Origin of the sequence: Actinospica robiniae DSM 44927 (assembly GCF_000504285.1) — a bacterium.
GTDB classification, from domain to species: domain Bacteria; phylum Actinomycetota; class Actinomycetes; order Streptomycetales; family Catenulisporaceae; genus Actinospica; species Actinospica robiniae.
On record NZ_KI632511.1, the window covers coordinates 8,425,003 to 8,437,228 of the forward strand.

The following is a 12,226-nucleotide window of genomic DNA, read 5'->3' on the forward strand; positions in this document are numbered from 1 at the left end:
CCTGGAACCCGACATCGGGTCATCTCCGTCGCGGGCGCGGTGTCGCCGTGCCCTGGCCCGCGACTGCTTCGGCACCGTCCTGGGCTAGGTCCGCGGCGCCTTCCGGCTGCCGTGCGCGGCTGCGGCACTCAAGGCCGCGCTGCCCATCCCCTCTACGCCGACGAGCAGCCGGTCGGGACGGGCGGGTGGCGGGTAATCGGGCACGAAGAGAACCTGCTCGCTTCCTGCGGACCTGGGCGAGGCTACGGGTAGCCGGGCCGCTTGTGATGAGCAGGCGGATCTCTGAGCGACGGGAGCGGGGCAGGGCGCATGCGGGCGGACGCTCCCGGCGGCGCGTAGTCGTGTGTGTTGCTCTCTGTTTTCCACGCCTTCGGCGACGGTGGTCAGGCCGAGTTCGTTGGCCATGTGGACGATTCCTTCGACGAGCGCGCGACGCCGCGCCCTCCGGCCGCTCGGGTCAGGGCGGCGCCTCGTGGGTGCGGATGACCAGGTCGATCCGGCGGATGGCGGGCAGTGCATCGCGGATGAACACGATGCGCCCGAATCCGACGCTGCCGAGCAGGTCGAGCGTCTGGTCGCGGGCGAGTCCGACCATCGGGCGGGCCACGGCGGCCGGGGGTTGGCCGTGAGCTGCCTCAGGAGTCTGTGGGTAGCGTCGTCGTTCACGGCGCGTTCGTGATCAGCGCGTGGTGCCCGTCGAAGCGACGGTAGGGCAGCCGGACGCGGCCGGTTGCGGGACTGGAGCTCTATCTTGGGTTGGACCTGACCGTAGCCGGAGTACATGTCTTCCACACGATCGAGTCGGCAAGCCGGCGCCCGCCCTGCCATGGAAGTACGCATTACGGCCGGCTTTCAGGGTCGCAGGGGGCTCTTGACCGTTGTCTACCGGTTACGTCAGGTAGACGGGGGCACGTATCATCACTCGGTGTGTAGCTGTGCACGTTGAGTCGTGACAGCATCGAACGCTTCCCGGGGAGAGAGGTCGTAACGCATGACCCACCGTCCACGTCCAGCATGGGCAACGGATGACGTCGACATCGAGCGACCGGCACCGGCGCGCATGTATGACTACTACCTCGATGGGAGCCACAACTTCGCCGCCGATCGGGAGTTGGCCGCGAAGGTGCTCGAGGTTTGGCCCGACCTGCCCCACGTTATGCGGGCGAACAGGGCGTTCCTTCGCCGTGCGCTGACCTACCTGACACACCAGGCAATCGATCAGTTCATCGATCTGGGGTCGGGCATCCCGACGGTCGGCAACGTGCACGAGATCGTCTCAGGCCTGAACCCTGCAGCGCGCACCGTGTACGTCGACAACGACTTGGTGGCCGTCTCCCACAGCCGGTCCATTCTCGCCGACGTACCGAACGCCGCCGTCATGCACGCGGACCTGCGCGACCCGCACTCTGTCCTGCGCGATCCGACCCTGCTCGACCTGATCGATCTCAGTAAGCCTGTGGCCGTCTTGATGTTCGCGGTACTGCACTTCGTACCCGAGAGCGACGATCCGGCCGGGATTCTCGGCGCCTACCGCGACGCCACTGCGCCGGGCTCATACTTGGCGATCAGCCACGCCACCGCCGACTACCAGCCCAAGCGGATGGGCGAGATGCAGGACGTCTACCGTGGTGCGACGGCGGGGATGAACGCACGCGGCCGCGAGGAGTTGGCTGCGCTGATGGGTGGCGCCGGATACGAGGTGGTTCCGCCGGGCGTCGCCGACATGATCTGCTGGCGGCCTGATCCGGCCAGCGAGCTGACCGATCCGCTTGGCGGAGACGTGGCCCGATATTCGGCCTACGCCGCGGTCGGCGTGCGCAACTGAGCAGCGTGCGGAACAGAGCGCTGCGGTCCTCCACCTCGGCGGGGATCGCTACTGCGGGAACGCCGAGGGCTATGAGGAAGCGTTCGAGGGCCTGAACAGCGGTGACGGGCTCGCGGGGTCGTAGCCGCGCAGGTTGACGTACAGCTGCCCGTGGGGGAAGCGCTCCCGGTTGCGGTGTGCCCAGCGCACGGCCAGGGAAGTCTTGCCGACTCCGGCGGTTCCGGCGATGACGCAGACGGAGGCGGAGCCGGAGTGTTCGAGGTCCTGGCCGAGGATGATGTCCAGGCGTTGCAGGTCGGCAGTGCGGTTGACGAAGCCGCGTACGTCGGCGGGCAGTTGCGCGAAGACAGGCGAGGAATCACGACCGCGGCCGTGGAAGTGGATGCCGCCGGCGATGTCGCGGGCCTGGACGACATCGCCGGCGTTGCCCGACAGGTCCGAACTGGTCGCGCCGCTCCCCGTACATCCGCCGGCCATCCGGTGCCCTCCTGAGCAGTAGATTTCGGGTCAATGTGGCGCAGGACTCTGATTTACTGGCAGGGCGCGAAGGAAGCGGCTTCGAGCGACCCACGCCGCCTCAAACGGCGTGCCGGGCTCACCCGGCCTGCGGGATCGTGCCGTCGGAAATCCCGCCGCGCAGTGGGCGGAAGCCGTCGCCGTCGAGCTTGGCGAGTTCGCCTTCGACGTCGATGACGCCGAAGAAGTTGACGTTCTCGGGGTGGACCGGGGAGATATGGGCGAGAACTTCGTCCTCCACGGTCCGGCCTTCGGCCCGTAGCGCCGCGACGGCAAGGCCGTGTACTCGGTCGTCCAGGTCACGGGTGAGGAGGTGAAACCCTGCCCGAAACGACGCAGCGCCTGAGACGGGGGAAACCCGACCTCAGACGCCAAAAAGAGCTGCCCTCAAGCAGCTCTCCGTGGAAAGGATAAGTGTCCGAGGGGGGATCGATACCATAACCCAACCAAATCCCTGGAAGATTGTCGCTGATCTGCAACTGCCCAGGCGCTGAGAGTGACGCCGAGCCACTCGTTCGAGTATGGCCCGAATCCTCTTTCTGGTCAAGCGATTCGATGCAATCGAGGTGCGTGACTTCGAGAGAAGCATGCGGGTGGGGTATCCACTTTCGGGGGCCGTCGTCCGACGGTCCCCGAAATGAGCGGACGCTGCAATGCAGTATCTGACGCTTGCGTGTCGCGTGCTTCGTTCAACTGAAATTTTTCGGCCCAGATCTATGGCGCAGCACGGTCAAACAGGCGAGACAGCGCTGCGGTGCTTCGTTTACGTGCCGCGGCCGCTGTCGGAGACGAGCCCAGGCCGCACGATGAAGCAAATACCGAGTCGACCCGCATGCCGAGAATCATCGGGCATTCTGTGGCTGTGGAAGCTCCCCAGGCGCCGTAGAAAGTCGTCGACGGAAACATCGTCGCGGACGTCATGCCGGCAGGCTCGATCGCAGCGGCATTGAGAGCATATGCCATTGTTCCGATGCGGCAGTCCATGGCCCAGCCGTCGACGTCCCCGGCGCCGCGGCCCATCTCCGGATCGGCATCGCAATGCCGACACCTCGCTCTCGAGCCGCCGGTCAACTCGCCCGTTCCATTTCCTCGTCGAACTCTCCGGCGTCGAATCCTGCTGCGGGTCCGGCGGCACCATCGCGTTGAAGAACCCTGCGCCATCTACAGCCATGCTCGCCGAGAAGATCGCCGACATTGTCGCGACCGGATCCGAAGTGCTTTGCGCGGCCGACAACATCTGCGTGATGCACATCGGCGGAGGGCTCTCCCGCCTGCGCGGCGGCAGCTGCGCATGGCCGAGCTCCTCGACGTCGTCCACGACCATTCCATGGGTGAAGCCGATGCCGGCCTTCCTCTTGTCGGGGGATGTGACCGTACAGATCGTCGAGCTTTCATGCGGGGGGTGTCCCCTGTGCGGATCAAAGCGCGACGTCGGTGTCAGGGGGAGTCCTGTCCGCGTCGTGGGGCGGTGCGAACCGTGTTGCGGCCGGCGGACTTCGCCGCGTACAGCGCTGTGTCGCCGGTGGCGCGCAGGGTCGGCGCATCGAGGGCGTGGTCGGGGATGGTGGCCACGCCGATGCTGATGGTCAGCGGCTGTGGCCAGTGCGCGGAGGCGTCCTGGGTCGCCTGGCGCAGTGCCTCGGCGCGTTCGGCCGCCTGGGCGCACGTGGTGTCGGTCAGCAGCACGCCGAACTCCTCGCCGCCGACCCTGGCGACGGTGTCGCTGCGTCGGACGGCGTGCGTGAAGAGGTCCGCCAGCCTGCGCAGCGTCGCGTCGCCGGCCGGGTGGCCCGCGGCGTCGTTGATGCGCTTGAAATAGTCGATGTCGATGGCGAGCAGGGAGAGCGGTGACCCGTGCCGCTCGTAGATGAGCAGTTCCCGATCCAGCACGGTTTCGAAGGCTCGCACGTTCGCCAGGCCGGTCAGCGCGTCCGTACGTGCCTCCCGGCGCATGTGCTCCACCAGCGTGTCGATCCGGCGGCGCAGCGAGATCACGACCGCTGAGCTGGCCAGCAGCGTGACGCCGAGGGTGATCCCCAGCCCGGCCGCATGCCCGGTCGAGCCTTGCGCGGCGCCGGCGAGGGCGCCGGATGCGGCCAGGCCCGCGATGAGGGTGACCCAGGTGACCGTTTCCGGCATCAGGTAGCCGGAGTACAGCACCGGCCACAGCATCAGGGTTTGGCCGAAAAGCGTGCTCGTGCCCGAGACGACGGCGGGTGCGCAGATCAGGATGTAGGCGAACGCGGGGTAGCCGTAGAGCAGCCGTAGCGGCAGCCGGTTTCGGGCGGCTATCACAGCCAGGCCGAGCCCTCCTGCGACCGCGCTGACGGCGTAGACCGCCGGGCGGTAGGCATTGATCAGCTCGGGCGAGTTCACTGCGAGCGATGCGGTCAGCCCGGCGCTCAGCGCTGCGCCGATGATCAGCAGGCCGCCCGCGACCGACGCTGCGAACTGCGGCGTGACGGCCCCTGGGGTCGCCGGGGGCTCGGCTGGCGGTCGCACGGAACCAAGCTACCGAGCGCGGTGCGGCTGGCCGGAGCAACACGCAGGCCCGATGTGCGCGCCGCAGTGGTCGGACGAGGCGGCGGCAACGGGCAGCCGAAGTCGCGCGCCGTGCACGCCGTGACCGCCCGGGACGCACGCGCCTAGCAGAGCTGCGCAAACGGGCGGCGCCGACCTGGCGGACGAGTAAGTCCGCACGGCTTGTACCCCAGAGCCAATAACGATACTCTCCATATCGTTTTTATCCCGTGGCGGCGAATCCCGCCTGCTCACCGCCCCCGCGCCGGCGCTACGTCCCGGACCGCGCGGCTGACCGCTGCCCGAGAGGACCCTCTGTGAGTCTCGCTGATCTCCTCGCGCGGGCCGCCGCGCGCCACGGCGCGCGCTGCGCGGTCGAACTCGCGGGCAACGAGCTGACCTATGCCGAACTCGACGAGTCGGCCGGCCGTGTCGCCGCGTTCCTGGCCTCGCACGACGTGGCGGTGGGCGACAGGGTCGGGCTGATGCTGCCGAACCTGACGGAGTTCCCTGCCCTCTACTACGGCGCGCTGCGCGCCGGGGCCGTGGTCGTACCGATGAACCCGCTGCTCAAGCAGCGCGAAATAGCCCACTATGTGCTTGACTCGGGGATGCGGCTCGTCTTCGTCTTCCCGGGGGCCATGGAACAGGCGGTGCCCGCGTGCGACGGGACGGGCGCGACGATCGTCCCGGTCGAGCCGGGTTGCCTGCCCTCCCTGCTGGCGGACCATCCCGCTCCTGCGCTCGGGGTCTTGCGCGACGCGGACGACCTGGCGGTGATCCTCTATACCTCCGGCACCACCGGCGCGCCGAAGGGCGCGATGCTCACCCATGACAGCCTGGTGCGCACCGCGGAGATCGCCGCGGAAGACCTGCTGCGCATCGGCCCGGACGACACGCTGCTCGGCGCGCTGCCGCTCTTCCACGTCTTCGGTGCGTGCGCGATGAACGCGGCCGTCCGCACCGGCGCGAAGCTCAGCCTCATGCCGCGCTTCGAGCAGGGTTCTGCTTTGCGTGCGATCGAGCGGCAGCGCGTCAGCGTGCTGCTGGGCGTCCCGACGATGTTCGCGGCGCTGCTGGCCGCCCGTCGGCAGGCCGGGGAATCCATCGACACCGCCTCGCTCCGGGTATGCGTCTCGGGCGGAGCGCCGTTCCCGGTCGAGCTGTTCCACAGCTTCGAGTCAGCGTTCGACTGTGTGGTGCTGGAGGGGTACGGCATGTCCGAGACCGCCTCGCTCGCCACGTTCAACCACCCGGACCGCCCGCGTAGGCCCGGCTCCGTCGGCACCGCGATCCGCGGGGCCGAGATGCGGCTCATCGACGTGCGCGAGGGTGTGGGAGAGCTGTGCGTGCGCGGCCGCAACGTGATGGCCGGCTACTGGGGTCTCGAGCAAGCCACGGCCGAGGCGCTCGAGGATGGCTGGCTGCGCACCGGCGATCTGGCCCGCGTGGACGAGGACGGCTACTACTACATCGTCGACCGCAAGAAGGATCTGATCATTCGCGGCGGCTTCAACGTCTACCCCCGGGAGATCGAAGAGGTCCTCTACGAGCACCCCGCCGTCGCCGAGGCGGCCGTCCTCGCCGTCGCGCATCCGGAGCTCGGCGAGGAGATCGCCGCAGCGGTCGCGCTGCGCCCGAATGTCCGGGCTCGGCCCGAGGAACTGCGCGAGTTCGTCCGCGAACGTGTGGCGCCCTACAAGTATCCGCGCGAGGTGTGGCTGTTCGACTCTCTGCCGAAGGGCCCGACCGGCAAGATCCTCAAACGTGAGATCACGGCTCCCGCGTCCGCCCGCTGACGGCGGGCCGTTCGTCAGGGTGTTTCGACAGCGCGTGTGATCAGGTCGACGACCTGTTCGACCAGGGAGTCGTCCGGCGGGCGCAGTTCGGCGACGAGGCGGAAGGGCAGAGCCGCGGCGATGAGCGTCGTCACGGCGTCCACGTCGACTTCGGCGCGCACCTCGCCGCGGGCGATGCCACGTCTGATGATCCGCCGCGTCTGCTCGGTGATGCGCTCGGTGTAGACCGCGTACACGGCCGGCGCCGGCTCGTGCTCGGCTCCCGTGCCGATCAGGCCGGCCAGCAGCCGGTTCGTGCCGGGCATGCGGTAGACCTGGAGGCGAGCGGTGAGCAACATGGCCAGCTCGGCGCGGAACGACCCCTGGTCGGGGACGTCGTGCTCGCCCACACGGGTCTCGGCGGCGGCGACGAGCAGGTCGTGTTTGGTCGGCCATCGCCGGTAGATCGCCGCGCGGCTCACCTCGGCCCGTGCCGCGACGGCGTCGATCGTGACGGCGCTCATCCCCTTCTCCGTGATCAAGTCGATCACCGCGCCGAGGACCGGACCGTCCATCTCCAGGCGCGGGCGTCCCGGCCCCGTCTCGGATCCGTTCCTGCGCACGCCGCCCATGCGCAGAGCCTACGGCACCGCGCTGCGCGTGCCGGGCGCGGCCGCGAGAATTCCGCCGCCGCCCTCTTGCGCGGCCAGCCCTTCATAACGAGACTGTCGATATCGAATTTTCGGCCTGATGGAGGGCTTCCATGACGACTGCGTCCACGGCAACGGCGCCGCTGGTGAACAACCCGCTGATGCACTACGGGCCGCGCATGCTCCAGCGCTCGGCGGCCGGCGCCGAGGAAATCGAGTACCGCCGTATCTCCCTGTGCCCGCTGACCACGCACATCGGCGCGGAGGTAACCGGCGTGGACCTGTCCTCGCCCGTCGACGACGAGCTGGCGCGGGAACTGCGGGCGGCGCTGCTGGAGTGGAAGGTGCTCTTCTTCCGCGGTCAGGAGGCCATGACCCCGTCGGCGCATCGCGCGCTCGTCGACGTGTGGGGCGCGCCGGAAGCCAACCCCTTCTTCCCCCAGGGCGATTCGGTCGAGGTCTCCCGGCTCGCCAAGGACGAGATCACCTTCGGGCACGAGAACATCTGGCACAGCGACCATTCGTTCATGGCCGCCCCCGCGCTCGGCGCGGTGCTGCGCGCGGTGGAGGTCCCGCCGGCCGGCGGGGACACGATGTGGACGGACATGTACGCCGTCTACGACAACCTGCCCGAGGGACTCAAGGAGCGCATCGAGGGCTCGAGCGCCGTCCACGACTGGGAACCGAGCTGGGGCACCACCATGACGCCGGCGCAGATCATCGCGCTGCGGCAGCGGCTTCCGATCGTGGAGCACCCCGTGGTGGTGCGCCACCCGCGCACCGGTCGCAAACTCCTGTACGTCAACGAGCCGTTCACGATCCGCATCGCCGGGCTGCCGGAAGACGAGAGCCGGGCGCTGCTGTGCGAACTCGTGCTCCAGGCGCGCATACCCGAGTACCAGGTCCGCTTCCGCTGGCAGCCCGGATCCGTGGCGATCTGGGACAACATCGCGACGCAGCACTACGCGATCAACGACTACTTCCCGCAGCGCCGGGTCATGGAGCGGATCTCGATCGCGGGCGTGCCGCTGTCCTGACGCGGCCGCGCCCGCAGTCCACCGCAGGTCAATCAAATCGTGTTCGTGCCTTTTCGTCCCTCACGTCCCCCGCGGAGCCGCCGTGTCCGACATCGAAGTCGTACCCGCCCACCCGACCGCCCTCGAGCCCGCGCCCGGCGAGGGGCGGGCGCGAGCCTGGGTCGTCACCGGGCTGCTCGTCGTCCTGATGATGATCAACTTCGCGGACAAGTCGGTGCTCGGCCTTGCCGCCGATCCGATCCGCCGGGACCTGGGTCTGTCCGCGACGGCGTACGGGCTGGCCAACAGCGCGTTCTTCCTGCTGTTCTCCGTCAGCACCTTGGCCGTGGGCTTCGCGGCCGACCGAGTGCGGCCGCGGTGGCTCCTGCTGGGCATGGCCCTGCTGTGGTCACTCGCGCAGCTGCCGTTGGCGCTCGGCGGCGGCGTGGCCCTGCTGTTCGCCTCGCGCATTCTGCTCGGCGCGGCTGAGGGCCCGGCGTTCCCAGTCGCCGAACACAGCGCGCTGTCCTGGTTCACCGACGCACGGCGCAACCTTCCCAGTGCCCTGATCCTCTCCGGCACCGCCCTCGGCGTGATCGTCTCAGCGCCGACGCTGACCTGGCTGATCGATCACCATGGCTGGCGCGCGGCATTCGGGGCGGTCGGTGGCGCCGGACTCGTGTGGGCGGCGGCGTGGCTCGCGTTCGGTTCAGAGCATCGCGGCGCGCGAAAGCCCAAGAGGCCGCCGACGCGTACGCCCGCTGGTCCCACACCTGCCTCCGACATCGCGCCGGTCGGCTATCGGCGTATCTGCGCGACCCGGACCTGGATCGGGGCGACCGTCGCGTATTTCTGCACGTACTGGGTCGTGGCGCTCTCCCTCGTGTGGATTCCCTCGTACCTGCACGATGCGGTGGGCTACACCACGGCGTCCTCGGCGAGCCTGGTGGCCGGAATCTGGGCGGTCAACACCGTCGTCATCCTCGGGCACGGCGCGCTCGCCGGCCGGCTGCTTCGGCGCGGCGTCGAGGGCCGGTGGGTCCGCGCCCGGTTCGGCGCACTGGCTCTGACCGTGGCCGGCCTCGCGGCGTTCGCGCTCGCGTTCCTGGGGCGGGGCCCGGCTTTCGCGCTCGTGCTGGTGCTGGGTATCGGCTTCGCCGGCGTGATGGTGACGATCGCGGTCACCACCGTCGCGCAGCTCGCCCCGCCGTCACGCCGCGCCGGTGCGCTCAGCGTGATGAACGCGGTCGCCACACTTTCCGGGCTGATCGCCCCCGCGCTCGTCGGACATCTCGTCGATGCGCACGGCGCCGGCGGCTACCGCGAAGCCCTCGAGCTGACGGGCGTGATCCTCCTGGTCGGAGCGCTCGCGGCGGCAACGCTGGTCGATCCGGCCCGCGACGCGCGCCGCCTGGCCCGCTGAGCCAGGCCGAACCCGTCCCCACGACCCACCGACATCTCGGAGCGACCGTGAACGCCGTGCCGACAGCCGACTTCGCAGACCTCGACCTCACCGTGGCCGACGTCGGCCGCAACGCAGCCTCCTGGTGCCGGACCGGGCTCGACGAGCGCCTGGCGATGCTTGAACGACTGCTGGCCAAGGTGCCCGGCGCAGCGGGCCCGATGGTCGCGGCGGCTGCGGCGGCAAAGGGCTACGCCGCCGATTCACCGTGGGCCGCCGAGGACTGGGCCGGCGGACCCTGGGCGCTGGCCCAGACGGCGTCCGCGTACCTGCACGTGCTGCGCAGGATCCGCGACGGCCGACGGCCGGTCGAGCCCGGCGCGGTGAAGAGCGATGACGACCGCGTCGTCGTGGACGTGTTCCCCGCCACCGGATGGGACCGCCTTCTCCTGAGCGGCTATACGGCCAAGGTCTGGACGCGTCCGGGCACCACGCCGCACGACGTGCTCGAACGCGCTGCGCGCATATATCGGGCTGAACCCGCCGCGCCCGGCGTCGCACTCGTGCTCGGCGCCGGCAACGTCGCGGCGATCACCGCGCTCGACATCCTGCACAAGCTGTATGTCGAAGGCCAGGTCGTGGTCGCCAAGATGAACCCGGTCAACGCCTACCTCCGCCCGCACTTCGAATCGGTCTTCGCCGAGTTCCGGGAACGCGGTTTCGTGCGCTTCGTCGACGGGGGAGCTGCCGAAGGCACGCACCTTGTCGGCCACGCGGGCATCGACTCCCTCCACATCACCGGGAGCGAGCGCACCTACGACGCCATCGTCTGGGGCACGGGCCAGGAGGCGGAAGCCCGGCGCCGCACCGACCGGCCGCTGGTGACCAAACCGTTCAGCAGCGAACTCGGCGGAGTCAGCCCGTGCATCGTCGTGCCCGGGCCGTGGAGCGCGGCGGACTTCCGCTACCAGGCCGAGCATATCGTCACCAGCAAGATGAACAACTCCGGGCACAACTGCATCGCCAGCCAGATCCTGGTCGTCCCGCGCGGCTGGCCCGGCACGGACCGGCTGCTCGAAGAGATCCGCAGGGTCCTGCGCTCGCTTCCCGCGCGCTCCGACTACTACCCCGGCGCTCGGGAACGGCTCGCCGCCGTGCGCGAGACCTACCCGACGGCGGAGATCCACGGGCCTCACGGCGACCGCATCCTGGTGCCGGACGTTACCGGGCACGACGATGCCATGCTCACCACCGAGGTGTTCGCCAGCGCCCTCGGCGTCGTGCGTCTGCCCGGCGGCGACACGCCCACCTACCTGCTCGACGCCGTCGAGTTCGCCAACGACGTGCTGCCCGGGACCCTCGGCGCCACCATGTTGATCCACCCGAAGACCATGAGGCGCGAGGCACAGGCCGTACACGCCGCCATCGGCGCGCTGCGCTACGGCACCGTCGGGGTCAACTGCTGGTCCGCCGTCGGCTTCCTCCTCGGCTACACCCCGTGGGGCGCGTTCCCGGGCCACACCAGACAAGCCATCGGATCCGGCACAGGGTTCGTACACAACGCCTTCATGCTCGAAGACGTCGAGAAGACGGTGCTGCGCGCCCCCTTCGCACCGATGCCGCGCGGCGCGTTCACCGGCTCCGCCTCCCTCTCCCCACCCCCGCCGTACTTCGCCACCAACCGCACCGGGCCCACGACCATCGAGCGACTCACCCGCTTCACGGCGTCCCCCGGTGTCAAAGGGCTGCCCGGTATCTTCGCGTCCGCGCTCAGAGGCTGATTCCCGACCTGCTCACCGGGGAGTTCATCAACGACGGCAGTGATCGCGGCGGTGAGTCCTGGCCGCAAGGACACCTTCCGCGCGATGCGCGAAGAGCGCGACCGGCCGTGCTCCTGCGGACATCCGGCAGTGCGGGTCGAATCGCGCGAAGCGCCCGCCTCGGCCGCGGCCTCCACTCTTACGCTGCGCAGGCTCGCGTTCCTCGGCGGATGGTGCCAGCCGGGCCGAAAGGTCGACAAACGACGTCTCGTCCCGTAAAGCCGGCGGTGGGATCCGTCGGCTGCGCAGGATCTTACCGATGGTGCCTGCTGCGATCCGGTGCCCGAGGCGGCGCAGTTCGCCCTGGATCCGGACGACGCCCCAGGCGTGGTTCTCGGTGGCGAGACGGATGTTCAGCTCGATCAGGGCGCCCGCGAGCGGCGGCCTGCCTGGCGGCCGCGGCTGGGTCCACTTCTTCGCCACCATGCGCCGATGCCATCGTAGGAGGGTGCCGGGCGTGACGGTGCGGTGCGGTGCGGCAGGTTCCTCGGCAGTGTCCGGCATAGCGCCGCGAGCACGGCCCGGTTGCTCCAGTCGAGCCGTGGCTTCGGGTTGGTGCGCCGGCGGACCGCGTCGTGCCGCAGCACCAGTATTTCGGTGTTCTAAGCAGCCTGCGACCTGGTCAGTAGCACAAGCCAGGAGAGCACTGCGAGAGCGAACCGGTAGATCAGACGAACCTGCACGGTCCACCATCATCGC

12 protein-coding genes are annotated in these 12,226 nt (G+C 69.4%); 5 read left to right on the forward strand and 7 right to left on the reverse strand.

Features of this window, described 5'->3' with window-relative positions; genetic code table 11:
* Nucleotides 1-84: 84 nt before the first annotated feature.
* Together ACTRO_RS51545 and ACTRO_RS47710 are read right to left on the reverse strand one after the other, a co-directional pair.
* A complete protein-coding gene (locus ACTRO_RS51545) occupies nucleotides 85-519 on the reverse strand; it encodes an EAL domain-containing protein (protein ID WP_157436631.1) in 435 nt (144 codons plus the stop codon).
* Nucleotides 458-607, reverse strand: a complete 150-nt coding sequence (locus tag ACTRO_RS47710) for a hypothetical protein (RefSeq protein WP_211244523.1) — start codon at nucleotides 605-607, stop codon at nucleotides 458-460. The genes ACTRO_RS51545 and ACTRO_RS47710 overlap by 62 nt, the downstream gene beginning before the upstream one ends.
* A 453-nt stretch (nucleotides 608-1,060) precedes the next feature.
* Here ACTRO_RS47710 and ACTRO_RS36320 point away from each other — a divergent pair, with 453 nt between their 5' ends.
* Nucleotides 1,061-1,825: an SAM-dependent methyltransferase gene (locus ACTRO_RS36320; RefSeq protein ID WP_245594598.1), complete on the forward strand. Its 765-nt coding sequence runs from the start codon at nucleotides 1,061-1,063 to the stop codon at nucleotides 1,823-1,825.
* Between the two features lie 69 nt (nucleotides 1,826-1,894).
* Here the strand turns inward: ACTRO_RS36320 and ACTRO_RS36325 are convergent, their stop codons facing one another.
* The 3 genes from ACTRO_RS36325 to ACTRO_RS49230 all read right to left on the reverse strand — a co-directional run bounded on the left by ACTRO_RS36325 (nucleotide 1,895) and on the right by ACTRO_RS49230 (nucleotide 4,843).
* A complete protein-coding gene (locus tag ACTRO_RS36325) occupies nucleotides 1,895-2,302 on the reverse strand; it encodes an ATP-binding protein (RefSeq protein WP_034270555.1) in 408 nt (135 codons plus the stop codon).
* Between the two features lie 118 nt (nucleotides 2,303-2,420).
* Nucleotides 2,421-2,582 carry a hypothetical protein gene (locus ACTRO_RS47715; RefSeq protein ID WP_169739990.1) on the reverse strand — a complete coding sequence of 54 codons (162 nt, stop codon included), beginning with the start codon at nucleotides 2,580-2,582 and terminating at the stop codon, nucleotides 2,421-2,423.
* 1,196 nt (nucleotides 2,583-3,778) lie between these two features.
* Nucleotides 3,779-4,843 carry a GGDEF domain-containing protein gene (locus ACTRO_RS49230; protein ID WP_051451924.1) on the reverse strand — a complete coding sequence of 355 codons (1,065 nt, stop codon included), beginning with the start codon at nucleotides 4,841-4,843 and terminating at the stop codon, nucleotides 3,779-3,781.
* Between the two features lie 335 nt (nucleotides 4,844-5,178).
* Between ACTRO_RS49230 and ACTRO_RS36335 the strand changes: the two genes are divergently transcribed.
* Nucleotides 5,179-6,660 (forward strand): AMP-binding protein, encoded by a 1,482-nt coding sequence (locus ACTRO_RS36335; RefSeq protein WP_034270558.1) that lies wholly within the window; start codon nucleotides 5,179-5,181, stop codon nucleotides 6,658-6,660.
* Between the two features lie 14 nt (nucleotides 6,661-6,674).
* On the opposite strand, the gene ACTRO_RS36340 is transcribed toward ACTRO_RS36335, so the two are convergent.
* Nucleotides 6,675-7,271 (reverse strand): TetR/AcrR family transcriptional regulator, encoded by a 597-nt coding sequence (locus ACTRO_RS36340; protein ID WP_034270561.1) that lies wholly within the window; start codon nucleotides 7,269-7,271, stop codon nucleotides 6,675-6,677.
* Nucleotides 7,272-7,402: 131 nt separating this feature from the next.
* On the opposite strand from ACTRO_RS36340, the gene ACTRO_RS36345 reads away from it, so the two are divergent.
* The 3 genes from ACTRO_RS36345 to ACTRO_RS36355 all read left to right on the forward strand — a co-directional run bounded on the left by ACTRO_RS36345 (nucleotide 7,403) and on the right by ACTRO_RS36355 (nucleotide 11,488).
* The gene (locus tag ACTRO_RS36345) at nucleotides 7,403-8,326 is read left to right on the forward strand and encodes a TauD/TfdA dioxygenase family protein (protein ID WP_034270563.1); all 924 of its coding nucleotides are present in this window, start codon (nucleotides 7,403-7,405) and stop codon (nucleotides 8,324-8,326) included.
* Nucleotides 8,327-8,408: 82 nt separating this feature from the next.
* Nucleotides 8,409-9,728: an MFS transporter gene (locus ACTRO_RS36350; protein ID WP_034270565.1), complete on the forward strand. Its 1,320-nt coding sequence runs from the start codon at nucleotides 8,409-8,411 to the stop codon at nucleotides 9,726-9,728.
* A 56-nt stretch (nucleotides 9,729-9,784) separates the two neighbouring features.
* A complete protein-coding gene (locus tag ACTRO_RS36355; RefSeq protein WP_211244525.1) occupies nucleotides 9,785-11,488 on the forward strand; it encodes an aldehyde dehydrogenase family protein in 1,704 nt (567 codons plus the stop codon).
* Between the two features lie 27 nt (nucleotides 11,489-11,515).
* Here the strand turns inward: ACTRO_RS36355 and ACTRO_RS49235 are convergent, their stop codons facing one another.
* Nucleotides 11,516-11,953 carry a hypothetical protein gene (locus tag ACTRO_RS49235; RefSeq protein ID WP_211244526.1) on the reverse strand — a complete coding sequence of 146 codons (438 nt, stop codon included), beginning with the start codon at nucleotides 11,951-11,953 and terminating at the stop codon, nucleotides 11,516-11,518.
* Nucleotides 11,954-12,226: the final 273 nt, after the last annotated feature.